Source organism: Pseudomonas sp. MWU349, assembly GCF_017947325.1.
GTDB lineage: Bacteria > Pseudomonadota > Gammaproteobacteria > Pseudomonadales > Pseudomonadaceae > Aquipseudomonas > Aquipseudomonas protegens.
Genome location: NZ_JAFEVP010000003.1, coordinates 143,504 through 168,400 on the forward strand (window position 1 = coordinate 143,504; position 24,897 = coordinate 168,400).

The window sequence follows — 24,897 nt, forward strand, 5'->3', positions numbered from 1 at the left end:
GACGTGTCTTTGGCTTCCCCCTAAATGAAGTGCAGTGGAGTGCATGCGCCTCCGCTGTAAGCCGACTGTGAGCGTCGTCGGCTTGACTGAATCTTGATCTCGAACCGAAGAAACACCTTTCCAGGAGGCTTGGATGCACAACGACGGGAATGTAGTGCCTTTGCACAAGGCCGCTACAGATCAGGCGACCGCTTCGCCGCTTGCCCGCCTGCCTGTGATTCTGCTTCAGGTCCGAGACAAGGCCGCCCAACAATTGCGCCACGGCTTGCAGGAACTGTTCGATAACGCTGACGACACCCTGTTCGAAATGGCCGATCGGGCCCGCAACAACGTCGAGCAAAACACCCTCTTCGAAGCCATGCGCGACCTGCGGCTGAAGCGCAAGAGCATCGAGCGCGGTTTCCTGGAGGCGTTCTTCCAGGCTTTTGCCAGCCTGGTGCAGTATGACCCGGCCCTGGCCATTCCCCATGCCGTGGTCTACGACCCATCGCTGGATCCGTCCCACGATGACCTGGAAAAGACCGTCGCGGTGGATGCCATGGTGGCCAAGGTGCTCAACCGTGATGGCTTCGCCCTGGGGCAGTTGACGGAGCGCCTGAGTGTGCTGCTGGGGCGGCGCCTGGTGGATGGGGACAACCCCCTGGGGCCGGCGCTGCTCTGCGAGTATTTCCTCCAGGCCGGGCGCAGCCTGGGGGTGGAAATCAAGGTCAAGCTGATCATCCTCAAGTTGTTCGAGCGGTATGTGCTCAGTGATGCCGAACAACTATATGCCGAAGCCAACCAACTGCTGATCGCCACCGGGATCCTGCCGGAACTGATGCCTGCTCCGGCCCGCCGGGCGGCCGATCGGGCCCAGGCCGAGGCCCGTGCGGCAGCGACCGAGGGGGGCGCAGCGAAATCCAGCCAGTCGCAGCTCGACGAGAGCGTGCAGGAAGTTTTCGCCGCCCTGCAGACCCTGTTGTTTCATGTGCGTGGCAGCGTGGCGCCGACCCTGGAAGCCAGCGCCGAAACCCAGCCGATTTCCACCCGCGACCTCATGCGCCTGCTGTCGCACCTGCAGCAATACGTGCCGGCGCCCAGCGCCCAGGACGATTTCGACCTGCGCAACCAGTTGGAGCAATTGCTGACACGGGTCAGCGTCAAAAGCGGCAAATCCCGGGTGGTGGATGTGGCCGATGAAGACGTGATCAACCTGATCGCCATGCTCTTTGAATGCATTCTCGATGACCGTAACCTGCCGGACTCGCTCAAGGCGCTGATTGGCCGCCTGCAGATTCCCATGCTCAAGGTGGCGGTGCTGGACAAGAGTTTCTTCAGCCGCGGCAATCACCCGGCCCGGCGCCTGCTCAATGAGATTGCCGCTGCAGCCATGGGCTGGGGCGGTTGCGATGACCATCAGCGCGACAGTCTGTACCTGCGGATCGAGCAAGTGGTGCAACGCCTGCTCAGCGAGTTCAGCGATGATCCTGCAATCTTCTCCGAGCTGCTGGCGGACTTCCTGGCCTTCACTGCCGACGAGCGGCGTCGCGCCGAGTTGCTGGAACAGCGTACCCGCGACGCCGAGGAAGGGCGGGCCAGGGCCGAGCTGGCCCGGCGCCGGGTAGAGCAGGCCCTGAATGACGCCCTGCTGGGCAAGGTGTTGCCGCAGAAGGTGGTGGATTTTGTCCGCGAAGCCTGGAGCCAGGTGATGCTGCTCAGTTGCCTCAAGCACGGCGACGATTCACCAGAGTGGCGAACGGCGGAGCAGACCCTGCTGGAGCTGATCTGGAGCGTACAGCGCCATGAACAGCCGGATACTGCCATGCGCCTGCTGGCGCTGGTGCCAGGGTTGCTCAAGGGCCTGCGCGAGGGGTTGAGCGCAGCGGCTTTCGATCCTTTCGCTACCAGCGAGTTCTTCAGCCAGCTGGAGCTCCTGCACTTGCAGGCATTTGAGCGCGAGGCCCAGGCCCCGCAACAGCAGGGCGCCGTCCTGGAAGCAGACCCTGCGCACATGATCGTGGTGGCCGAAGAGATTGTCCTGCCCAGTGCCGAAGAGGGACCGTTGGAAGTCGCGCCGCTGGCGTTGCCGGCCAACGACCCCAGCGTGCAATGGGTGGATCAACTGCGGCTTGGGGCCTGGGTCGAGTTCCTGGAAGACGAGGACAACACCCTGCGCTGCAAACTGGCGGCGATTGTTCCCCATCCGGTGGCCAAATACGTGTTCGTCAACCGCACCGGCATGAAGGTGCTGGAGCGTACGCGCATGGGCCTGGCCCTGGAGTGCCAGCGCGGCGCAGTGCGCGCACTGGATGACACCCTGCTGTTCGATCGCGCCCTGGAATCGGTGATCGGCAACCTGCAGCGACTCAATCACGGCAAGTGATCGCAACCCGAGGGGATAACGCGGCATACTGGGCCACCCAAGGCTTTAGTTGAAGGAATCGGTATGCGGCTGGACCCTGCCACGGGGTGGTGTCATGGCGTACGGCATTGCCCGTCACCCAATTTCAATGAACGCCCGGCGGGTGAGATTTCCCTGCTGGTGATTCACAACATCAGCCTGCCGCCCGGGCAGTTCGGCACCGGCAAGGTGCAGGATTTCTTTCAGAATCGCCTTGATGTCACAGAGCATCCCTATTTTGCCGGGATCGCCGATCTGCGTGTTTCTGCGCATTTTCTGATCGAGCGTGACGGCGCCGTCACCCAATTCGTTTCCTGCCTGGATCGGGCCTGGCATGCCGGCGTCTCGAGCTTCCAGGGGCGTGAGACCTGCAACGACTTTTCCCTGGGCATCGAACTGGAAGGCACCGATGATCAGCCATACAGCGATGCTCAATATCACTCGTTGATCAGCCTGAGCAGGCAACTGCGCCGGGCCTTCAGCGATATCACGCCACAACGGATCTGTGGGCATAGCGACATCGCGCCCGGGCGCAAGACCGACCCGGGCCCGGGATTCGACTGGGCACGCTTTCGTGCCGCCTTGGAGAAGGGGGAAGGACAATGAGTTTTCTGGTGTTGCTGTTGGCGGTGTGGATCGAGAAGTTCTCGGCCCTGCGTCAGCGGGTGCAGCGTGATGGCTGGTGGCTGGGGGAACTGGCACGGCTGGAGTCGAGCCCGCGTATGGCTGGGCATCCGTGGTGGCTGCTGATCGTCATGGTGTTGCTGCCGGTGGCGCTGCTCGGGCTGTTGCTGCTGGTGCTGGAGCCGATCGCCTATGGCCTGCTGGCGCTGCCGGTGCACCTGCTGGTGGTGATCTACGCCCTGGGGCGCGGCGACTTGCTGGGTGAGCTGGGCCCGTTCCGTGATGCCTGGCGGCGTGAGGATCTGCAAGCGGCCGCCCATGTCGCAGCACGTGACCTGAACATCTGTGCCGAAAATGGCGAACAACTGCTGGAGCGAGTACAGGCCCACCTGCTGTGGCAGGCCTTCCAGAGTTTCTTCGCGGTGATCTTCTGGTACTTCCTGCTGGGGCCAGTGGCGGCCCTGAGCTATCGCCTGCTGGCTCTCGCCGCCGAACATGGCAAGAACCCCGCCCTGGTCGAACGCGCGGGGCAGTTGCGACATGCCTTCGACTGGTTGCCGGTGCGCCTGCTGGCGGCGAGTTTTGCCCTGGTGGGCAACTTTGTCGCGGTCGGCCGGGTAATGCTGCACGAACTGCTCAACTGGCATATCAGTGCCGCACAGTTGGTGGAAAAGGTCGGCCTGGTGGCCGCGGAAATCCCGCCGCCGGAAGTCGGGCCCGAAGGTATCAACAGCCTGGATCGTATCTGGGAGCTGTTGTTGCGGGCGGCGGTGCTGTGGTACGCCGGCTTTGCCCTGTGGACCGTCCTGATCTGAGGTAATCAAGGGGCCGGCCCCAACCGCCCACCGAGGGTTTTCTGGCGCAGCGCATCGCCCAGAGTGCGACGGCTGCGCCGTCGATCGGCAGCAAGCTCCCTCGCCACAGCCCGCGAGCCTCCCCTGGATGCCGCGCTGGCGGTTAACTTTAAGTTACAAAACCTCCCACGAAATTGAGCTATACAGACGGAGCGCCGAATAGTGGCTATCTGCTGCCTTCGCCTGCCTGCCAATAACAATAAAAGAAAAGGGAGACTTCTTTGTGAAGAGCTTGCTCTATCCCGCTGTCGCGCTGATGAACCGCCTGAGCTTCGGCATGAAGTTCAGCCTGATCAGCGTGCTGTTCTTTCTACCCATGCTGGTGACCAACTTCTATCTGGTGCGCGACTCTTACCGCGAATTCCAGGGCACCCGGGTCGAACTGCAAAGCCTCGACCTGCTCGGCAGCAGCCTGACCCTGCGCCGAGACCTGGAAACCCTCAACAACCTGGTGCAGATCAACGCCAGCCTCGGTCAGTCCGGCAAGGCAGGGGACCTGGAAGGCAAGATCGTGGCCCTGGAGAAATCCGTGCTGGAGCGCTTGCAGGCCTTGCAGGCGGTGACCACGGACCCACAGCAGGTGGAGGTCTTCAACGCCAAGCGCGACGAACTGATTGCCGCCTTCAAGACCCAGCAAGTGGAAAGCTCGCTGCTGAACAAAAGCGGCCTGATTGGCAAGTTGCTGGGCAGCGCGCAGTTATTCAGCCAGATCATCGCCAGCCAGTCGGGCCTGAGCCGCGATGGCCAGGGTGACATTCGCCAGCTCAGCGAGCTGATCACCAGTGTCACCCCGCAGGTTACCCAGATCCTCGGTGAAGGCCGGGCCATGGGCGCCTACTCCCTGGGCCAGGGGTTCCTCAATTCCTCGTCCAGCACGCGGTTCGACGAGTTGCTGGTGCAGATCGAAAAGCTCCAGGCCGAATACGGGCTCAAGTTGCAGGATGCCCTGGGGTCCAGCCGCGCTGCCCACGATGCTCTGGACACGCTGGCCACGACCAGCAAGGGCAGCCTCAAGCAGGCCAGCGAGCTGTTCGAGGAGCAGGTGGTGATGGCCGATACCCTGGATGCGCCCTGGCAGGCCTTCTACGACCAGGTCAGCGGCCTGATGGCGCAGACCTACCAGCTCAATGAAGGCACCTTGAAATTCCTGGATGTCGAGTTGCAAAAGCGCCTGGAGCAGAACCGTCGCCACATGGTGCTGCTGGTGGTGGCCCTGGCCCTGGTATTTCTCTCCATCGTCTACCTGTACGGCGGCTTCTATGCTTCCACCCGCACCACTCTGCGGCGCCTGGGGGCGATGATGGACAAGGTGGCGGCGGGGGACATGACTGTCAGCTTCACCGCCCACAGCCGCGATGAACTGGGGGAACTGGGCAGTGTGTTCAACGGCACCGTGCTGAAAATCCACGACCTGATCGAGCGGGTCGGTCACACCGTCAGCGAAGTGGAGCGCCAGGCCGGGCAAGTGCAGAGTGTGTCGGCCCAGAGCAATCAGGCCGTGGCTGGCCAGCGCACCCAAATCGAGCAAGTGGCCACAGCGATGAACCAGATGTCCGCCACCTCCCAGGAAGTCGCTCGCAGCGCCGCGGCGGCGGTCAGCAGCGCCCACAGCGTGAATGACGAAACCATCAGCGGCCGCGGGCTGGTGGAGTCCCAGCAGGGCAGCATCGCCCGGCTCGCCAGCGAGATCGATCAGTCGGTGCTGGTGATCAACCAGTTGGCCAGTGACAGCCAATCCATCAGCCGGGTACTGGAGGTGATCAAGAGCATCGCCGAGCAGACCAACCTGCTGGCCCTCAACGCCGCCATCGAGGCGGCGCGCGCCGGTGAGCAGGGCCGGGGCTTTGCCGTGGTGGCCGATGAAGTGCGGACCCTGGCCAAACGCACCCAGCAGTCCACCGAAGAGATCGAGGACATGATCGGCAAGCTCCACGGTGGCGTCAGCGCGGCAGTCAAGGCCATGGGCAGCAGCCATGCCATGGCCAACGGTACGGTGGACCAGTCGGAAAAAGTCCAGCAGGCGCTGGAGAATATCCTTGGGGCGGTAGGCATGATCGTCGACCAGAACCAGCAAATCGCCGCGGCCGTAGAGCAGCAGACCGCGGTGGCCCACGACATCGACCAGAACATCGTCGAGATCAATCGTGCCGGTGAGCGCACTGCCGAGGGCGCGCACCAGACCGAGGATGCCAGCCGGCAGCTGTCGGCCCAGGTGGTGCAACTGAAGCAATTGATCGGCGCTTTCCGCGTCTGAGCAACCGGCATCCGCTATTGGCGAGGCCCCGGAAACCCGGGGCCTCGCGGCTTTGCATACAAACTGTAGTAAATGAATGCTTTGTTTGTCGCGTGTTTCCTGTTTTCCTGCGCGTCTGATTTTTTCGCCCCGGTACTGCCGGAGGCCGTTTGACCAGTTGGCCATGCGCCTTGCATGACCCTGAGGAAATACGTTGATGACTGCCACTTCTGGAATCCAGGGCCGCTGCGCCCATTGCCAGACACTCCTTGAACTCGAACCCTGGCAACTCAATGCCATGGCATTGCAGGAAGCCTTCAACTGCAGCCATTGCCACAAACCGCTGAAGCTCAGTTGCCCCGACCAGATCAAGCGCCTCAGGTCCCTGGGCTCGCTGGCCACCCTGCGCGCGACCATGATCGTGCTCTGTGCCACGGTGATATTGGTGACGCTGGTGCTGGAGTGGGTCGGGCTGGTAAGCCTGGCTCAGCAACTGAGCGTTTCGGCATTGATGCTGGTGAGCTACCTGTTGGTGATGATGGCTGCCCGCCGGCGCCAGCGCCGACCGTTGCAGCTACAGGCCGGCTGAAGGCCAGCCAAACAGCTCGCAGGCGTTGCGGGTGCTGGCGCTGGCCAGTTGCTCGGGCGTGATGCCGATGATCTGCGCCAGGGCGGCGCAGATGGCCGGCAGATGCTGGGGGCTGTTGCGCTGGCCGGGAAACATGGCAGGCGCCATGTCCGGCGAGTCGGTTTCCAGCACCAGGGCGTGCAGCGGCAGCTCGGCGATCACCTTGCGCAGGCGCAGGGCCTGGGGCCAGGTCGCGGCGCCCCCCAGACCCAGCCTGAACCCCAGCTTGAGGTATTCCCGGGCTTCCTCGCGGCTGCCGGCGAAGGCGTGGATGATGCCGCCACGCTTGAGCTTGAAGCGCTTCAGGCTGGCGATCACCGCTGCGTGGCTGCGCCGAACATGAAGCAGGGCGGGCAGCTGGAAATCTGCCGCCAACTGCAATTGCGCTTCGAAGAGTGCCTGTTGGCGCTCGCGGTCCAGGTGCGCAAGAAAGTAGTCCAGGCCGATCTCGCCCACCGCGCACACTTGCGGGTGCCCTGCCAGCCGGGTCAGCCAGTCACCCAGTTGCTGGAGATGTTCCGGGCGGTGATCGTCCAGGTACACCGGGTGCAGGCCAAAGGCCGCGTACAGCTGCGAGTCGCTTTGCACCAGATCCCAGAGCCGCTGCCAATTGGCCTGATAGACCCCCAGCACCACCATTCGCGAGACGCCCAGGGCGCGGCTGTCTGCCAGCAGCGTCCCGCGATCGGCATCGAAATCCGCGAAATCCAGGTGGGTGTGGCTGTCGATCAGCTCCACGGTTCAGCCCTGTTGGATGCGCTGTTTGAAGGTCCGCGCAATGGCCTGCACGCCGGGCTGGTAATGCGCCTCTTCAATGGCGGCCAGGGCCAGTTGCAGGGCTTTTTCGGCGATCAGTTGATGCTGCTGGGCCATGGCATTGACCGGCAACGGCAGGAAATCCAGCAACTGGGTATCGCCAAAGGTGCCCAGGCGCAGCGGCCGGGATTTGAGCGGGAAGTCATGCAAGGCATCGAATACCCCTTGCAGCAGGACATAGGAGGTGGTCACCAGGGCGTCCGGCAGATGGCCCAGGCGCTGCAGCAATTCCTCCATCAACTGGCGGCCGCAATCGCGACTGAAGGCTTCGCCATGCTCTATCAGCACCTCGCCGCCGAAGCCCTCGAGGGCCTGGCGGAAACCGGCGGCGCGCTCCTGGCTGATGCTCAGTTCCGGGCGCGCGCCGATCAGCACGATCTGCTTGGGTTCAGGCTCAAGCAGGCTCTGGGTCAGGTGCAGGCTGGCTTGCAGGTCATCGCTGATCACCGAGCAGAACAGCTCGGGCGGCATCACCCGGTCGATGGCGATGACTGGCAGGCCCTGGGCCTGCAACTGCTGGTAGCTGTCGTCTTCCGGCGGCAGGCAGCTGGCGACGAACAGCGCGTCACAACGCCGGGCGCGGAACAGCTGGAGCAATTGCCGCTCGCTGTCCGGAGCGTCGTCGGAGCTGGCGATCAGCAGCTGGTACCCTCGGGCCCGGGCGCCTTGCTCCAGCAGCTTGGCGATGCGTGCGTAGCTGGGGTTCTCCAGGTCCGGGAGAATGAAACCCAAGGTACGGGTGTGCCGGCTGCGCAAGCCGGCCGCCTGGGGGTTGGGAGTAAAGCCGTGTTCTTCCACCACCGCCCGCACCCGTTCCACGGTGGCGTTGCTGATGCGTTGTTGTTCGGCCTTGCCGTTGATGACGTAACTGGCGGTGGTCACAGACACACCGGCCAGGCGAGCGATATCACTGAGTTTCAACCCGGGATTTCCTTGTTTTTGGTGCTTGCCCCGATATTTTCGCCAATCCTACCTGATCTGGGCAGGCGACCAACGTCGGAACCGGCAATCGACCAGAAGGACTTCAAGCGCTCGAGATTATGGAGTAACGTACCAAACTTGCTAGATTAAACGTTTCAGCAAGCGTATTTTCTAGGCCCAAGCCCGAACGGAAAACGCCCCTGCCAGGCACCGAGTCCCGTTTGTGGCAGTAAAGACGCCTACGCTGCTTACTTAAAACAATACCTAGCGCCGCCCCCTGCCGCGCTAAATAGGAGAAGCCATGCTCGAGCTCACTGTAGAGCAGATATCCATGGGCCAGTCGGCTGTGGATAAGTCCGCGGCGCTGCACTTGCTGGCCGACACACTGGTGGCGGACGGCCTGGTGGCCGAGGGTTACCTGGCTGGCCTCCAGGCCCGCGAAGCCCAGGGCTCGACCTTTCTTGGCCAAGGCATCGCCATTCCCCACGGCACCCCGGAGACCCGCGACCAGGTCTTTGCCACCGGCGTGCGCCTGCTGCAGTTTCCCGACGGCGTGGATTGGGGCGACGGGCAGATCGTCTACCTGGCCATCGGCATCGCGGCCAAATCCGACGAGCATTTGCGACTCCTGCAACTCCTGACCCGCGCCCTGGGTGAAACCGACCTGGGCCAGGCCCTGCGTCGCGCCAGCTCCCCCCAGGCCCTGCTCAAGCTGTTGCAGGGCGCGCCCCAGGAACTGGCGCTGGACGCACAGATGATCGGCCTCGGTGTGGCGGCGGAAGATTTCGAAGAGCTGGTCTGGCGCGGCGCTCGCCTGCTGCGCCAAGCCGAGTGCGTGAGCAATGGCTTTGCCGCGGTGCTGCAACAGGTGGAGGCACTGCCCCTGGGCGACGGCCTGTGGTGGCTGCACAGCGAGCAGACGGTGTTGCGCCCCGGGCTGGCGTTCGTCACCCCGGACAAGCCCATCCGCTACCTGGGCCAGCCCCTTAGCGGCCTGTTCTGCCTGGCCAGCCTGGGGGAAGCCCACCAGGCCCTGCTGGAGCGCCTGTGTGCGCTGCTGATCGAAGGCCGTGGCCAGGAACTGGGCCGCGCCACCAGCAGCCGCGCAGTCCTGGAAGTGCTGGGCGGCGAGTTGCCCGCGGACTGGCCCAGCGCCCGTATCGCCCTGGCCAACGCCCACGGCCTGCATGCGCGCCCGGCCAAGGTGCTGGCGCAACTGGCGAAAAACTTTGAGGGCGAGATCCGCATCCGTATCGTCGATGGCAAGGATTCTGCGGTCTCGGTCAAAAGCCTGAGCAAGCTGCTGAGCCTCGGGGCCCGGCGCGGCCAGGTACTGGAATTGATCGCTGAACCGAGCATTGCCGCCGATGCTTTGCCCGCGTTACTGGCAGCCATCGAAGAGGGCCTGGGCGAAGAGGTCGAGCCATTGCCGGCTGTCAGCACGCCTCGGCAAGAGCCACAAGAAGTCGTCGAGCCGCTCAGCGCGCCGGCCTCCGGCAGCCTGATCCAGGCCATCGCCGCCGCGCCCGGCATCGCCATCGGCCCGGCCCATATCCAGGTCCAGCAAAGTATCGATTACCCACTGCGGGGCGAGTCCACCGCCATCGAGCGCCAACGCTTGCAGCAGGCCCTGGCCGAGGTCCGCGAGGACATCCAGGGGCTGATCCAGCGCAGCCAGGCCAAGGCCATCCGCGAGATCTTCATCACCCACCAGGAAATGCTCGACGACCCCGAACTGAGCGATGAAGTGGACACCCGCCTCAAGCAGGGCGAAAGCGCCGAAGCGGCGTGGATGACCGTGATCGAAAGCGCCGCCAAACAGCAGGAAGCCCTGCAGGACGCCTTGCTCGCCGAGCGCGCCGCCGACCTGCGGGACATTGGCCGCCGGGTGCTGGCGCAACTGTGCGGCATCGAAACCCCGGCCGAGCCGGACCAGCCCTACATCCTGGTGATGGATGAAGTCGGCCCTTCGGACGTGGCGCGCCTCGATCCGGCCCGGGTCGCCGGCATTCTCACCGCTCGCGGCGGCGCCACCGCCCACAGCGCCATCGTCGCCCGGGCCCTGGGGATTCCGGCCCTGGTGGGCGCGGGGGCCAGCGTGCTGCTGATCAAGTCCGGTACGCCCTTGTTGCTAGACGGTCAACGCGGGCGCCTGCATGTCGACGCTGATAGCACGACCTTGCAACGGGCGGCCGAAGAGCGCGACAACCGCGAGCAACGGCTCAAGGCGGCCGCCGAGCAACGTCATCAGGCGGCCCATACCACCGATGGTCACGCGGTCGAGGTGTTCGCCAATATCGGTGAAAGCGCCGGTGTCGCCGCCGCCGTGGAAAACGGCGCCGAAGGCATCGGCCTGCTGCGCACCGAACTGATCTTCATGGCCCATCCCCAGGCCCCGGACGAAGCCACCCAGGAAGCCGAATACCGCCGTGTACTCGATGGCCTCGCCGGGCGTCCGCTGGTGGTGCGTACCCTGGATGTAGGCGGCGACAAACCGCTGCCTTACTGGCCCATCGCCAAGGAAGAAAACCCCTTCCTCGGCGTGCGCGGCATCCGCCTGACCCTGCAACGGCCACTGATCATGGAAGCGCAATTGCGCGCCTTGCTGCGCTCGGCGGACAACCGCCCCCTGCGGATCATGTTTCCCATGGTTGGCAGCGTCGAAGAGTGGCGCCAGGCCCGGGACATGACCGAGCGCCTGCGCCGGGAAATCCCCGTGGCCGACCTGCAACTGGGGATCATGATCGAAGTGCCGTCCGCCGCCCTGCTGGCGCCGGTGCTGGCCAAGGAAGTGGACTTCTTCAGCATCGGCACCAACGACCTGACCCAGTACACCCTGGCCATCGATCGTGGCCACCCGACCCTTTCCGCCCAGGCCGATGGCCTGCACCCGGCAGTGCTGCAACTGATCGACATCACCGTGCGTGCCGCCCACGCCCACGGCAAGTGGGTCGGGGTCTGCGGCGAGCTGGCGGCCGACCCGCTGGCGGTGCCGGTGCTGGTGGGCCTGGGGGTGGATGAACTGAGCGTTTCCGGACGCAGCATCGCCGAGGTCAAGGCGCGGATCCGTGAACTGCGCCTGGCCCAGGTACAAACCCTTGCTCAACAGGCCCTGGCCGTCGGCAGCGCCAACGAAGTGCGCGCCCTAGTGGAGGCCATGTAATGGCGAAGATTCTTACCCTGACCCTCAACCCGGCGCTGGACCTGACGGTGCAGTTGGCGCGCCTGGACGCAGGTCAGGTCAACCGCAGCGACGCCATGTACACCCACGCCGCCGGCAAGGGCGTGAACGTGGCCCAGGTGCTGGCCGACCTCGGCCATCAACTGACCGTCAGCGGCTTTCTCGGGGAAAACAATCCACAGGCCTTCGACCTGTTGTTTGCCCAGCGCGGGTTTGTCGACGCCTTTATCCGTGTGCCCGGGGACACCCGCAGCAACATCAAGCTGGCCGAAAGTGACGGGCGCATTACCGACATCAACGGCCCTGGACCCGTGATCAGTGAGGCGGCGCAACAGGCCCTGCTTGGGCGCCTGGAACAGATCGCTCCCGGGCATGACGCGGTGGTGGTGGCCGGCAGCCTGCCGCGCGGGGTCAGCCCCGAATGGTTCCAGGCCCTGCTGCGGCGTTTGAAAAACCTCGGTCTTAAAGTCGCCCTCGACACCAGCGGCGCCGCCTTGCGTGCCGGCCTGGCGGCGGGCCCCTGGCTGGTCAAGCCCAACACCGAAGAACTGGCGGATGCCCTGGGCAGCCCGGTGGTTTCAGTGGCCGGGCAGGCCGAGGCTGCGCGCCAGTTGCACGCCCAGGGCGTGGAGCATGTGGTGATTTCCCACGGCGCCGAGGGGGTCAACTGGTTCAGCGCCGCGCCGTCCCTGCAGGCTTTGCCGCCCAAGGTCCATGTGGTCAGCACCGTAGGCGCCGGCGACTCGCTGCTGGCGGGCATGCTCCACGGCCTGCTCGGTGCCCAGCCTTTGGAACAGACCCTGCGCACCGCCACGGCGATTGCGGCCATGGCCGTCACCCAGATCGGTTTCGGCATCAGCGACAGGGCGCAACTGGCCCGGCTGGAGCAGGGGGTGCGCGTGCACCCCCTCATAGAACAATAAGAGGGTTGCCCATGAAGTTAGCCATAGTTACCGCCTGCCCCAATGGCATGGTCACCAGCGTGCTCTGCGCCCGCCTGCTGGACGCCGCGGCGCAGCGCCAGGGCTGGAGCACCAGCGTCGAAGTGCACGATCAAGCGCACCCGGAACGCCAACTCTCAGCGGCCACCATTGAGGCCGCTGAGTGGGTGCTGGTGGTCAGCACCGGGCCTGTGGATATGTCGCGTTTTGTCGGCAAGCGGGTGTACCGCAGCAGCCCGTCCCAGGCCCTGCAGGATGTCGATGCAGTGCTGCGTCGCGGCGCTGAAGAGGCCCAGGTCCATGTCGCCACCGAAGCCCGTGCCGAGCCGGTGGTCGAAACAGGCAAACGCGCCCCGCGGCTGGTGGCGATCACTGCCTGCCCGACCGGTGTGGCTCACACCTTCATGGCCGCCGAGGCCCTGCAGCAGACCGCCAAGCGCCTGGGCTATGACCTGCAAGTGGAAACCCAGGGCTCGGTAGGCGCGCGCAATCCGCTGAGCGCCCAAGCCATTGCCGAGGCCGACGTGGTGCTGCTGGCGGCGGACATCGAAGTGCCCACTGAGCGTTTTGCCGGCAAGCGCATTTATCGCTGCGGCACCGGCGTGGCCCTGAAACAGTCCGAGGCGACCCTGAACAAGGCCCTGGCCGAGGGCCAATTGGAGTCCACCGCTGCAGGCGCCCAGGCACCGGCCAAGCAGGAAAAGACCGGGGTCTACAAACACCTGCTGACCGGGGTGTCGTTCATGCTGCCGATGGTGGTGGCGGGTGGCCTGATGATTGCCCTGTCCTTTGTCTTCGGCATCACCGCGTTCAAGGAAGAGGGCACCCTGGCCGCGGCGCTGATGCAGATCGGCGGCGAGACCGCCTTCAAGTTGATGGTGCCGCTGCTGGCGGGTTATATCGCCTACTCCATCGCCGACCGCCCAGGCCTGGCGCCGGGAATGATCGGTGGCATGCTTGCCAGCACCCTGGGCGCGGGTTTTATCGGCGGCATCGTCGCCGGCTTCCTCGCCGGTTATGCGGCCAAGGCGATCAATAAATATGCGCGCTTGCCGCAAAGCCTGGAGGCGCTGAAACCTATCCTGATCATTCCGCTGCTGGCCAGCCTGTTCACCGGGCTGGTGATGATCTACGTGGTGGGCAAACCCGTAGCGGGCATGCTCGAAGCCCTGACCCACTTCCTCGACAGCATGGGTACCACCAACGCGATTCTGCTGGGGGTACTGCTGGGCGGCATGATGTGCGTCGACCTGGGCGGGCCGATCAACAAGGCGGCCTATGCGTTCTCGGTGGGGCTGCTGGCGTCCCAGAGTTATGCACCGATGGCCGCGACCATGGCCGCGGGCATGGTGCCGCCCATTGGCCTGGGCATCGCCACCTTCATTGCCCGACGCAAATTTGCCCAGACCGAGCGCGAAGCCGGCAAGGCCGCCCTGGTATTGGGCCTGTGCTTTATCTCCGAAGGCGCGATTCCGTTTGCCGCCAAGGACCCGCTGCGAGTGATCCCGGCGAGCATCGCCGGCGGCGCCCTGACCGGGGCTTTGTCGATGTACTTCGGCTGCAAACTGATGGCGCCCCACGGCGGCCTGTTCGTCATGCTGATCCCGAATGCCATCAACCACGCCCTGCTGTACCTGCTGGCGATTGTCGCGGGCAGCCTGCTGACGGCGCTTGTCTATGCGCTGGTGAAACGACCAGAGACCGTCGAACTGGCCCTGGAACCGGCCAAGGCGGCCTGACCTTCATGGCACATCCGTTGCGGCGCAATCCCGCAACGGCACCCGTTGTAGCCGCGGCTGCAGGTTGATTACGGCCTTCAGCTCCTTGTCACACCCCCTTCATCCCCACTGTCTAAGGTGTGCTTTTTGACCATTGTCAGGGAGTCACCATGAGCGAGTTCAACCTCGGCCGTCGTCGGATCATGCAAATCGCCGGGGCGGGGCTGTTGATGCCGAGCCTGGCGCCGGCGGTGATCGCTTCGGTCAAGGATCGGCCGCAGCTCACCGACGGGGTGCAGTCCGGGGATCTGCTGGGGGATAAGGCGATGATCTGGAGCCGCAGCGACCGCCCGGCGCGGATGGTGGTGGAGTGGGACACGCGAAGCATGTTCAGCAACCCCCGGCGTTTTGTCTCGCCCCTGGCCGATGCGCGCACGGATTTTACCGCGCGGGTGGAGTTGACCGGGCTGCCGGCCAACCAGGCGATCTTCTATCGGGTGACCTTCGAGGATGCCCAGTCCGGCGTGGCCAGTGAACCCTGGTTCGGCCATTTGCGCAGCGCGCCTTCGCAACGCCGGGACATCCGTTTTGTCTGGAGCGGCGACACGGTGGGGCAGGGCTTCGGCATCAACCCGGATATCGGCGGCATGCGCATCTACGAGGCCATGCGCCTGCGCCTGCCGGACTTCTTTATCCACAGCGGCGACACCATCTACGCCGACGGCCCGGTGCCGGCGCAGTTGACCGTGGAAGACGGGCGCATCTGGCGCAATATCACCACCGAGGCCAAGAGCAAGGTGGCCGAGACCCTCGACGAATACCGGGGCAACTACCGCTACAACCTGATGGACGAAAACCTGCGCCGCTTCAACGCCGAGGTGCCGCAGATCTGGCAGTGGGACGACCATGAGGTGGTCAACAACTGGTCGCCGAGCAAGCAGTTGGACGAACGTTACGTGGTCAAGGACATCCAGACCCTGGTGGGCCGCGCACGCCAGGCCTGGCTGGAGTATTCGCCCATGCGCCGGCAGAGCGCCGATGGCGGCGGGCGCATCTATCGCAAGCTCAGCTATGGGCCGTTGCTGGATGTGTTCGTGCTGGACATGCGCAGCTATCGCGGCCCCAACGATGACAACCTCGGCGGCGAGAAACCTTTCCTCGGTCGCGAGCAACTGGATTGGCTGAAGCGTGAGCTCAAGGATTCACAGGCTCAATGGAAAGTGGTGGCGGCGGACATGCCCATTGGCCTGGGCGTGCCCGATGGCGAAGTCAGCCCCGGGGTGGCGCGCTGGGAGGCGATCGCCAACGGCGACCCGGGCCCGGCCCAGGGCCGCGAGCTGGAGATTGCCGAGCTGCTGGCGTATTTGCGCAAGCATCAGGTGCGCAACCATGTGTGGCTGACGGCGGATGTGCACTACTGCGCGGCCCACCACTACCACCCGGATCGGGCGGCGTTCCAGGATTTCGAGCCGTTCTGGGAGTTTGTCGCCGGCCCCCTGAACGCCGGGAGTTTCGGGCCCAATGTGCTGGACAAGACCTTCGGCCCGGAAGTGGTGTTCCAGAAGGAGCCGCCAGCGCAGAACACTTCACCCTTTGCCGGCTTCCAGTTCTTTGGCGAAGTGCAGATCGATGGGCAAACGGCGGAGCTGAAGGTGATCCTGCGGGACCTGGATGGCGTGGCGGTGTACGAGCACAACCTGCAACCGGCGTAACCATCCCCGCCAACGCCCCGTCCCGTAGGAGCCAGCTTGCCGGCGAAGCGGCCCTTGAGCCTTGCGCCGTTCGGGCGGGCGCTTTCGCTGGCAAGCCAGCTCCTACACAGGGACAGCAGGATTGGTGCCGGCGAAGCGTTCGGCTCAATAGACGTCGCGGCGATAGCGCCCTTGCTCGATCAGGCGTTCGACCTGGTCTGCACCCAGTACCTCGTTGAGCACTTGGTCCACCCCGGACGCCATGCCCTGCAAGCTGCCGCAGATGTAGATCGCGGCGCCGTCGGCCAGCCATTTTTTCAGCTCGTTTGCTGCCTGGCGCAGGCGGTCCTGGACGTAGACCTTCTCGGCCTGGTCCCGGGAGAACGCCAGGTCCAGGCGGCTCAGGTCGCCTCGGGTCAGCCATTCCTGCAGTTCATCCTTGCAGTAGAAATCATGCTCGGCATTGCGCTCGCCAAAGATCAGCCAGTTGCGTTGCTGGCCCTCGGCGATCCGTGCCTTGAGCAAACTGCGCAAACCCGCCAGCCCGGTGCCGTTGCCCAGCAGAATCAGCGGGCAAGGTTCGGCGGGCAGGTGGAAGCCGCTGTTGCGCCGGACCCGCAGGCTGATGCTCGAACCCACCGCAGCATGCTCGGTGAGCCAGCCGGAACCGATCCCCAGGCTGCCATCGGGGTGGCATTCCTGACGCACCAGCAACTCCAGGTAGCCGTCGGCGGCAATCGAGGCGATGGAGTATTCGCGCATGCTCAGGGGCACCAGGGCGTCCACCAGAGCCTGGGCGTGCAGGCCGATCAAATGGGCGCGGTTTTCCGGAAGCTGGCGGCTGCCCAGGGCTTGTTCGAGGCTCTCCTGCAGGCCGTCCAGGTGCACCGGGGTGCTGCCGGAGAGGCCCAGGCCAGCGAGGAAGTCCGCCACCGCGCCACGGCTGTTGCGCGGCATGACTTCCACCAGGTCGCCGGCCAGCCAACTGCTGGCGCTGGGAGCCAGCAGTTGCAGCAGGTAGACCCCGGAGCCGCTGCTCTCGGGGTTGAGCAGGGTGCGGCTCTTCAGGGTCCAGTTGTCGAAGGCCGGGGCCTGCCACAGGTCTACCGGGGCATGGCCGGTGAGCTGGCCCAGTTGCTGCTGCCAGTGGCGCAGGGCGTAGCTGTCGCCGCTGTCCACCTCGATGGGGGCGAACAGGGTGCTGCCGCCCTGGTTCGATAGCCAATCGTGCAGGCGCCGGGCGAAGCCGCAGAAGTGCCGGTACTGGCGGTCGCCCAGGCCGAGCACGGCGTATTGCAGGCCCGGCAGCGACAGTTCGCGGCCCAGCCATCTGCGTTCGAAGCCGCGGGCGCTGTCCGGTGCTTCGCCGTCGCCGAAGGTGCTGACCACGAACAGGGCTCGCTGGGCGTCACGCAGGTCCTGTTCGCTGAGGTTGCTCAGCGGCTGGACCTTGGTCGCCACCCCGGCAGCCTGCAGTTGCCCGGCGGTCTGCCAGGCCAGTTGCTCGGCGAAACCGCTCTGGCTGGCGAAGCCGATCAGCCACGCCGAGCCGTTGGGGGCGGTACTTTCCAGGCCCTGGCGGGCCTGCTTGATCTGGCGCTTCTTGCGTCGGCGATCCAGGTACAGCAGCCAGCCGGTGACGAAGAACAGCGGCATGGCCAAGGAGGCCAGGGTCAGCAGGATGCGCCCCACCAGGCCGAAGTAGCTGCCCACGTGCAGCGCGTAGACGCTGGTGAGCAACTGCGACTTGAGGCTTTTGTCGGCGTAGCGGTCATGACGGCTGATCACCCCGGTGGCCGGGTCCAGGATCAGTTGGTTCAGGGCGCGATCGTGGGGGGAGGTCTTGAGCAGGTAGAACACAGTCGCCGGCTGCCCGGCCACGGCAGGCATACGGATGTTGTAGGCATCGAGGTCCTTGCCGGCGGCGCTGTAGATGCTGCTCCACATGGCGTTGTAGTCCGCCACTGGGGCCGGCCCCTTGGGCGGCGGGCCACCGCGGCCGCCACGATGGCGTTCGCTGTGTGGCGCATCGGAGAGCAGCTTGGTCAGGCCCTCTCTGTACCAATCGTAGGACCAGTACAGGCCGGTGAGGGCGAACAGCAGGTAGAACAGCAGGCACCAGGTGCCGAACACGGCGTGCAGGTCCCAGTTGAAGCCGCGGCCTTTCTTGGCCCAGTCCAGGGTCAGCCATACCCGCCAGTTGCCGACCTGGCGCGGCCAGCGCAGGTACAGCCCGGACAGGCAGAAGAAGATCAGGATCAGGGTGCAGGCGCCGGTGATCTGCCGGCCGGTGTCGCCGATGGCCAGGAAGCGGTGCAATTGCAGCATGAAGCCGAAGAAGTCCTGGCCGACGGCGTCGCCCATGAACTCGCCGGTATAGGGGTCGAAGTAGCGCATCTGGCCACGGCGTTCCCCCGGCGGCGGGGTGAAGAACACCCGCGCGGCGTTGTCGCTATCGGTCTCGACCCAGAGCATGGACACCGTCTTGCCTTCGGCGGCCTGGATCTTGTCCACCAGTTCGGCGGGCGGCAGCACCCCGGCCGGGAGCTTGTCCACTTGCAGCACCGATGGGTTGAGGGCGCGCAGGATTTCATCCTGGAACGACACGGTCGCCCCGGTGATGCCCATCAGGGCCAGGACCAGTCCCGCGCTGATGCCGAAGAACCAGTGCAGCTGGAACAGGGTTTTCTTCAACACGTCACTCGCCTTGTTCGTCCAGAGAGAGGAAACACGGCGCGCATTATGCCGTGTGTTGTCGAGAAGCATTCGTTTTTACACGCAAAAGCCCCAGGCACTGAAATGCGTGGGGCTTGGGCGCCTGTGGCCGTGGCCACAGGAAGGTCTTGCGCTGGATCAGAAGTGGAAGTTGGCACTCATCAGCGCGGTACGGCCAGCCGCCTGGTTGGCGAAGTGCGCCGCGTAGGCCTTGTCGTAGTAGGTCTTGTCGGTCAGGTTCTGCACGTTCAACTGCAGGTCGACGTTCTTGGTCAGCTTGTAGCTGGCCATGGCGTCGTAGCGGGTGTAGGACGGCACGTACAGGCTGTTGTTGTTATCGCCCCAGACCTTGTCGACGTAGAAGGCGCCACCGCCGATGGTCAGCTTCTGGGTCAGGTTATAGGTGGTCCACAGGCTGAAGCTGTTTTTCGGCGTATTTGGCAATTCATTGCCCTTGGCCGGGTTGGCGAGGCTACTGACTTTACCGCTGCGATCACCGCTAGCGCCCGGATCTACGATGGTGCTGTCCAGGTAGCTGTAGCCAGCGAACACTTGCCACTTGTCGGTCAGCTTACCGCTCGCAGTCAGCTCAAGGCCGTCAACTCGGGTCTTGCCGGCGTTTTCATAGGTGTAGTTGCTGCTCAGAACCCGGGTGTTTTCCTTTTCGGTACGGAAGATCGCACCGGTCAGTGCCAGACGCTCGTTGAACAGGTCCCACTTGGTGCCGATCTCGTAGTTGACGGTTTCCTCGGGTTTCATGTCGCTGACGATGCTGGTCGGCGTGCCGGAAGTGGTGGGAAACGGGTTGGTCTCGGCGCCGTTGTCCAGGGTGCTGCCGACCGGTGTAGCCGAGGTGGCATAGGAGATATAGACGCTGCCATTGTCCTGCGGCTTCCATACCAGGCCCAGCTGGCCAGTCACGAATTCGCTGGTGTCCTCGGCCTTGAAGGTGGTGGTACGCGCGGTGTTCTTGGTCTTGGCCTGGGTTTCGAAGTGGTCGTAGCGCAGTCCCATGTTGACCAGCCACTGCGGGGTCAGCTCCAGAGTGTCGGCAAAGTAGATGGCCCGGGTGGTGCCTTCGGTGTCGGTGCCCGCGTAGTTGCGGCTGATGGTGCCGGCATAGGCGTCATCCGGAGTCGGATTCGACAGCGAAGTACAAACGCCAGCAGGCTGCGGCACGTTGCACTTGATATTGGCGTTGTTGGAAACGGTGTAGCCACTTTTGCTCGAGGACTCGTCGGACAGTTCGATGCCGGCGGAGAAGTTGTTCTTGAAGCCGCCCAGCAGGAACTCACCATACAGATCGGTCTGGTTGGTGGTGGTGTCGGTGTTCGACACCCGGGTGTTGGCCCGGCGCCAGACGGTGCCACTGCGCACGTTGCCCTGGCTGTCGTCCGGCTGGGTCAGGATGTAGTCCTGCATGCTGGTGCCGTGACGGAAAGTGTTCTTCAGGGTCAGAGAGTCATTCAGGTCGTGCTCAATGGCGAAGGTCGCGGTATCCACGCGGGACTTGCGGAAGTCGCGGTCGGTCAGGCCATAGAAGTTGCTGCTGTCGCCGCCGTTGACTGGTTTGTCCGGGTGGGCCGCGGTGTGGGCGGTACCCATGGAATAGCCGTAGGGAATGCCCGAGTCCGGCAGGTCATCGCTTTCCAGGTGGTAGTAATCGAGGAATACCCGGGTGTCAGTGCCTAGGCCGAAGGCCAGGGACGGGGCGATGCCCCAGCGGTCGTAATTGACCTTGTCTCGTCCGGCGACGTTGCTTTCATGGCTCATCAGGTTCAGACGGCCGGCGGCGGTATCGCTGAACTGGTAGTTGCCATCCAGGGTATAACGCTGGGTCTGATCGGAGCCCCAGGTGAAGCCGCCGTCCAGGGAGTTGCCCAGGTGTGCCTTCTTGCTCACCAGATTGATGCTGCCGCCAGCGGCGCCACGGCCGCCCATGGCCGAGTTAGGCCCTTTGCTGACTTCGATGTTTTCAACTGCGAAGACTTCGCGGCTTTGGGCACCTGTGTCACGAACGCCGTCCAGGTAGGTGTCGCTTTGGGCGTCGAACCCCCGTATGAACGGCCGGTCGCCCTGGGGGTTGCCGCCCTCACCGGCACCGAAGGTGATACCGGGCACGGTACGCAGGGCGTCTTGCAGCGAGGTGGCCGCGGTGTCCTTGAGTACTTGCTGTGGCACCACGGTCACCGAGCGTGGGGTGTTCACCAGCGGCGCGGTGTACTTTTTCGAGGAGGAGTTTTCGACCTTGTAGGACGTCTGGTCCTGCGCCTCACCGGTAATGCTGGTGGCTTCCAGGGCAATGGCCTTGCCCGAAGTCTTCTGCTGAGTCTCTTCAGCCGCCTGGACCATATGGCCTGCGGAGCCGGCGGTGATCGCCACGCCAATTGCAGACGCCAGAAGGCGTGGTGAACTGACAGCGGATAGTGGTGGTTGGCGTGACATGTTTTTCCCCTCCCCAAGGATTTGAGGCGGCGGAATATAGGGGAAAGAAACATTTGTTATCAATTGCGAAATATTGCTATTCGCACTTAATTTACATTCTTTACAATTTGCCTTTACGGTTTTTACGTTCTCATACGTCCTCGGGGTTTTACACAGTCAATAAGAATCAATATCATTGACAGTCTTTCGCTCTGCAGGTACCTGGCCATGTTGCTGCACATTCCCGGCGTGTTCACCCGTGACGAGGTCGGGCGCATCCGTGAAGCCCTGGAACAGGCGGACTGGGCGGACGGCAAGATCACCGCCGGTTACCAGTCGGCCAAGGCCAAGCACAACCTGCAACTGCCGGAAGGCCACCCGCTGGCCCAGGAGATCGGCGCGGCGATGCTCGATCGCCTGTGGCAGAACCCGCTGTTCATGTCCGCCGCCTTGCCGCACAAAGTGTTTCCACCGCTGATCAACTGCTATACCGCCGGCGGCAGTTTCGATTTTCATATCGACAACGCGGTGCGCCAGCCCAAGGGCAGCCCGGAGCGGGTGCGTACGGACCTGTCGTCGACCCTGTTCTTCAGCGACCCCGAGGATTATGAAGGCGGCGAACTGGAGATCCAGGACACCTTCGGCCTGCAGCGGGTCAAGCTGCCGGCGGGGGACATGGTGCTGTATCCAGGCACCAGCCTGCACAAGGTCAACCCGGTGACCCGGGGCGCTCGCTACGCCTCATTCTTCTGGACCCAGAGCCTGGTGCGCGAAGACAGCCAGCGCGCCTTGCTGTTCGAGATGGACGGCGCGATCCAGGAGTTGACCCGGGACGTGCCCGACCATCCTTCGCTGATACGCCTGACCGGCACCTACCACAACCTTCTGCGTCGCTGGGTCGAGGTGTAAGCCGTGACTTTTCAACTTCGCCGCGAGGAGCTCCTCGACGGTGCGCAACTGAGCGCCATGCTTGAAGAGAGCCCGGCCCGCGCCGCCCAGGCGGTGCTGGCCGCTGCTTCCGAGGGCCTGCTGGAAGCCCAGGCGCTGCTGGGGCAGATCCTCCTCGACGGTCGCGGCATCCAGCAGGATCAACCCCTGGCGGTACGCTGGTTCGAGATCGCCGCACAACGCGGGCACCTGATGGCGCGCAACATGCTCGGGCGCTGCCATGAGCACGGCTGGGGTTGCCCGGCGGATGCGGCCCGCGCGGCCGGGCACTATCGCCTGGCCGCCGAAGCGGGGCTGGACTGGGGGCTGTACAACTACGCCAACCTGTTGGCCACCGGTCGCGGCGTGGTACAGAACCATGCCTTGGCCCTGGCCTGCTACCGTCGTGCGGCGGACCTTGGCCATGCCAAATCGATGAACCTGCTGGGGCGCTACCTGGAGGAGGGGCTGGTGTGCCAGGCCGACCTTGAAGCGGCGCGGGACTGGTACCGGCGCTCGGCCGAAGGCGGGGATTTTCGCGGGCAGTTCAGCCATGCGGCGGTGCTGGCCGATGCCGGGCGTATCGACGAAGCCGTGGCGTGGCTGCAACGGGCTCTGGTCGGTGGCAACCTGAATTTCCTCCGGGTGGCATGCGCCGCGCTGCTCAAGGCCACGCACCCCGAGATTCGCGACCTGGCCCAGGCCTATCAGCGGCGGGCAGCGCAATTGGGTGACGAACGGGATGGAGAGCGGCTTGCTGTGTTGTCTTAAATCACTATGATTCAAAGCTAATCGCTTTTAATCATTCTGATGCAGGTCTTGCCTCATGCCCGCGACAAAAGTACTGACCGCTCACATTCCCTTGGACCTGGCTGACAAGGTCGATCAACTTGCTTCTCGCCTGGAACGCTCCCGGGCCTGGGTCGTGAAGCAGGCGTTGGTGGCCTGGGTTGACCAGGAAGAAGAGCGCCGTCGACTGACGCTTGAGGCCTTGGCAGATGTCGATGCTGGAAGGGTTGTCGATCATCAGTCAGTGTTGGCTTGGGCGCAGAGCCTGTCTGGCGACAACCCTCTGCCCTTACCAAAATGAGACAGCTGAAATGGACGAGCAAGGCCCTATCCGATCTGGCTCGGCTTTTTGAGTTTCTCGCCCAGGTCAATCGTTCTACTGCTGCTCGGACCGTGCAATCGCTGGTGCAGGCTCCAGATGCTCTTCTATCTAACCCTCGATTGGGAGAGCAGTTGGAGGAATTCAAACCGAGGGATGTTCGACGATTGCTGGTGGGGCATTACGAGATGCGTTATGAGATTCAAGGCATAGCCTTGTCCATCCTGCGTATTTGGCATGTCCGGGAAGATCGTTGAATCACTGAACTGCGCGCACAAAAAAGCCCATGACAAGTCATGGGCTTTTTCTTGCAGCTAGCTGCCGTCTTTAAACGTAGAAGGCCTTCAGCGGCGGGAAGCCGTTGAATTCCACCGCGCTGTAGCTGGTGGTGTAGGCGCCGGTGGACAGCCAGTACAGGCGGTCGCCGATGGCCAGGTTCAGTGGCAGGCCGTACTTGTAGTTCTCGTACATGATGTCGGCGCTGTCGCAGGTCGGGCCGGCGATCACCACTTCTTCCACTTCACCTTTCTTCTCGGTCCAGATCGGGAACTTGATGGACTCGTCCATGGTTTCGATCAGGCCGGAGAACTTGCCCACGTCGGTGTACACCCAGCGCTCAACGGCGGTGCGGGATTTGCGCGCCACCAGTACTACTTCGCTGACCAGGATGCCGGCGTTGGCGATCAGCGACCGGCCTGGCTCAAGGATGATTTCCGGCAGGTCGTCGCCGAAGTCTTCCTTGAGGAAGCGGATGATTTCCTCGGCATAGGTTTCCAGGCTGTTGGTGCGGGTGATGTAGTTGGCCGGGAAGCCGCCACCCATGTTGATCAGCTTCAGTTCGATGCCGTCTTCTTCCTTGAGGCGCTCGAAGATCACCTTGACCTTGGCGATTGCAGCGTCCCAGACGCTGATGTCGCGCTGTTGCGAGCCCACGTGGAACGACACGCCGTAAGGCACCAGGCCCAGGTCGCGGGCGAGGATCAGCAGGTCCATGGCCATGTCGGTCTGGCAGCCGAACTTGCGCGACAGCGGCCAGTCGGCGGTGGTGGAGCCTTCGGTGAGAATGCGCACGTAGACTTTCGAACCCGGGGCGGCCTTGGCGATGTTGCGCAGGTCGGCCTCGGAGTCGGTGGCATACAGGCGCACGCCCTTGTCATAGAAGTAGCGGATGTCCTTGGACTTCTTGATGGTGTTGCCGTAGCTGATGTTGGCCGGGTTGACGCCGCGGCCCAGAACCTTGTCCAGCTCGTAGATCGAAGCGATGTCGAAGCTGGAGCCTTTTTCGTGCAGCAGGTCGATGATCTCGACGGCCGGGTTGGCCTTGACCGCGTAATAGACCTTGGCGAATTCGAAACCGGCGCGCAGGTCGTCGTAGGCCTGGGCGATCATCTGGGTGTCGATGACCACGAACGGGGTTTCTTGCTGGTCGGCGAAAGACTTCATTTTCTGAAAGGTTTCGCGCGCGAAATAGTCTTCGACGTTAATCGACATGCGTTGGGAACTCCTACTGGCAAACGTTGGTAATCAATGGGTTTAAGGACATGTCATTGATGACAGTGCCTTGTGAACGTCCTCCGTATCCCCACTTTGGTTCGCCTACTTCCCAAGGCATGTCGCCGAAAGCAAAAAGGCCATGGGAAATCTGCCCTTGGCCTTGCTGTCTCGTCGTCAGTACTTGAGCCGGATGGATCGTTTCCAGCATGGACGTTCGGCGCGAACTTTAGGCGGTGAGGGGG

Annotated in this window: 18 protein-coding genes; 13 read left to right on the forward strand and 5 right to left on the reverse strand. The window is 63.8% G+C overall.

The window, feature by feature from the left end; all coding sequences use genetic code 11:
- Positions 1 to 133: 133 nt before the first annotated feature.
- From KCG88_RS12725 to KCG88_RS12745, 5 genes are all read left to right on the forward strand, one after another.
- Positions 134 to 2,362: a DUF1631 domain-containing protein gene (locus KCG88_RS12725; protein WP_047335684.1), complete on the forward strand. Its 2,229-nt coding sequence runs from the start codon at positions 134 to 136 to the stop codon at positions 2,360 to 2,362.
- A 63-nt stretch (positions 2,363 to 2,425) separates the two neighbouring features.
- A complete protein-coding gene (gene ampD, locus KCG88_RS12730; RefSeq protein WP_047283894.1) occupies positions 2,426 to 2,986 on the forward strand; it encodes a 1,6-anhydro-N-acetylmuramyl-L-alanine amidase AmpD in 561 nt (186 codons plus the stop codon).
- Positions 2,983 to 3,819: a regulatory signaling modulator protein AmpE gene (ampE, locus tag KCG88_RS12735; protein ID WP_047283895.1), complete on the forward strand. Its 837-nt coding sequence runs from the start codon at positions 2,983 to 2,985 to the stop codon at positions 3,817 to 3,819. The genes ampD and ampE overlap by 4 nt, the downstream gene beginning before the upstream one ends.
- A 262-nt stretch (positions 3,820 to 4,081) precedes the next feature.
- The gene (locus KCG88_RS12740) at positions 4,082 to 6,112 is read left to right on the forward strand and encodes a methyl-accepting chemotaxis protein (protein ID WP_210712494.1); all 2,031 of its coding nucleotides are present in this window, start codon (positions 4,082 to 4,084) and stop codon (positions 6,110 to 6,112) included.
- A gap of 196 nt (positions 6,113 to 6,308) precedes the next feature.
- Positions 6,309 to 6,680, forward strand: a complete 372-nt coding sequence (locus KCG88_RS12745) for a hypothetical protein (RefSeq protein ID WP_047283897.1) — start codon at positions 6,309 to 6,311, stop codon at positions 6,678 to 6,680.
- Here the strand turns inward: KCG88_RS12745 and KCG88_RS12750 are convergent.
- A complete protein-coding gene (locus tag KCG88_RS12750) occupies positions 6,666 to 7,457 on the reverse strand; it encodes a TatD family hydrolase (RefSeq protein WP_047335686.1) in 792 nt (263 codons plus the stop codon). The genes KCG88_RS12745 and KCG88_RS12750 overlap by 15 nt on opposite strands.
- Positions 7,458 to 7,460: 3 nt before the next feature.
- Entirely contained in the window at positions 7,461 to 8,456 is a 996-nt protein-coding gene (cra, locus tag KCG88_RS12755; RefSeq protein ID WP_210712495.1) for a catabolite repressor/activator, read from the reverse strand.
- Positions 8,457 to 8,757: 301 nt separating this feature from the next.
- On the opposite strand from cra, the gene ptsP reads away from it, so the two are divergent.
- From ptsP to KCG88_RS12775, 4 genes are all read left to right on the forward strand, one after another.
- Positions 8,758 to 11,619: a phosphoenolpyruvate--protein phosphotransferase gene (gene ptsP, locus KCG88_RS12760; RefSeq protein WP_210712496.1), complete on the forward strand. Its 2,862-nt coding sequence runs from the start codon at positions 8,758 to 8,760 to the stop codon at positions 11,617 to 11,619.
- Entirely contained in the window at positions 11,619 to 12,560 is a 942-nt protein-coding gene (gene pfkB, locus KCG88_RS12765; protein ID WP_210712497.1) for a 1-phosphofructokinase, read from the forward strand. Before ptsP ends, pfkB begins: the two co-directional genes overlap by 1 nt.
- A gap of 11 nt (positions 12,561 to 12,571) precedes the next feature.
- Positions 12,572 to 14,317, forward strand: a complete 1,746-nt coding sequence (locus KCG88_RS12770) for a PTS fructose-like transporter subunit IIB (RefSeq protein WP_210712498.1) — start codon at positions 12,572 to 12,574, stop codon at positions 14,315 to 14,317.
- A gap of 149 nt (positions 14,318 to 14,466) precedes the next feature.
- The gene (locus tag KCG88_RS12775; protein ID WP_210712499.1) at positions 14,467 to 16,008 is read left to right on the forward strand and encodes an alkaline phosphatase D family protein; all 1,542 of its coding nucleotides are present in this window, start codon (positions 14,467 to 14,469) and stop codon (positions 16,006 to 16,008) included.
- Positions 16,009 to 16,152: 144 nt separating this feature from the next.
- On the opposite strand, the gene KCG88_RS12780 is transcribed toward KCG88_RS12775, so the two are convergent.
- Complete coding sequence (locus KCG88_RS12780) at positions 16,153 to 18,684, reverse strand: sulfite reductase flavoprotein subunit alpha (protein ID WP_210712500.1); 2,532 nt, start codon at positions 18,682 to 18,684, stop codon at positions 16,153 to 16,155.
- Between the two features lie 156 nt (positions 18,685 to 18,840).
- On the reverse strand, positions 18,841 to 21,147 hold the full coding sequence (locus tag KCG88_RS12785) for a TonB-dependent siderophore receptor (protein WP_210712501.1): 2,307 nt from the start codon (positions 21,145 to 21,147) through the stop codon (positions 18,841 to 18,843).
- A 207-nt stretch (positions 21,148 to 21,354) separates the two neighbouring features.
- Here KCG88_RS12785 and KCG88_RS12790 point away from each other — a divergent pair, with 207 nt between their 5' ends.
- The 4 genes from KCG88_RS12790 to KCG88_RS12805 are packed head-to-tail and all read left to right on the forward strand — an operon-like array spanning position 21,355 to position 23,418.
- Entirely contained in the window at positions 21,355 to 22,035 is a 681-nt protein-coding gene (locus tag KCG88_RS12790; RefSeq protein WP_041115955.1) for a Fe2+-dependent dioxygenase, read from the forward strand.
- Between the two features lie 3 nt (positions 22,036 to 22,038).
- Positions 22,039 to 22,824 carry a tetratricopeptide repeat protein gene (locus KCG88_RS12795; RefSeq protein WP_047283907.1) on the forward strand — a complete coding sequence of 262 codons (786 nt, stop codon included), beginning with the start codon at positions 22,039 to 22,041 and terminating at the stop codon, positions 22,822 to 22,824.
- A 55-nt stretch (positions 22,825 to 22,879) separates the two neighbouring features.
- A complete protein-coding gene (locus KCG88_RS12800; protein WP_047283908.1) occupies positions 22,880 to 23,143 on the forward strand; it encodes a ribbon-helix-helix domain-containing protein in 264 nt (87 codons plus the stop codon).
- Complete coding sequence (locus KCG88_RS12805) at positions 23,140 to 23,418, forward strand: type II toxin-antitoxin system RelE/ParE family toxin (protein ID WP_210712502.1); 279 nt, start codon at positions 23,140 to 23,142, stop codon at positions 23,416 to 23,418. The genes KCG88_RS12800 and KCG88_RS12805 overlap by 4 nt, the downstream gene beginning before the upstream one ends.
- Before the next feature lie 70 nt (positions 23,419 to 23,488).
- On the opposite strand, the gene KCG88_RS12810 is transcribed toward KCG88_RS12805, so the two are convergent.
- Entirely contained in the window at positions 23,489 to 24,652 is a 1,164-nt protein-coding gene (locus KCG88_RS12810) for a type III PLP-dependent enzyme (protein ID WP_047335701.1), read from the reverse strand.
- Positions 24,653 to 24,897 lie beyond the last annotated feature (245 nt).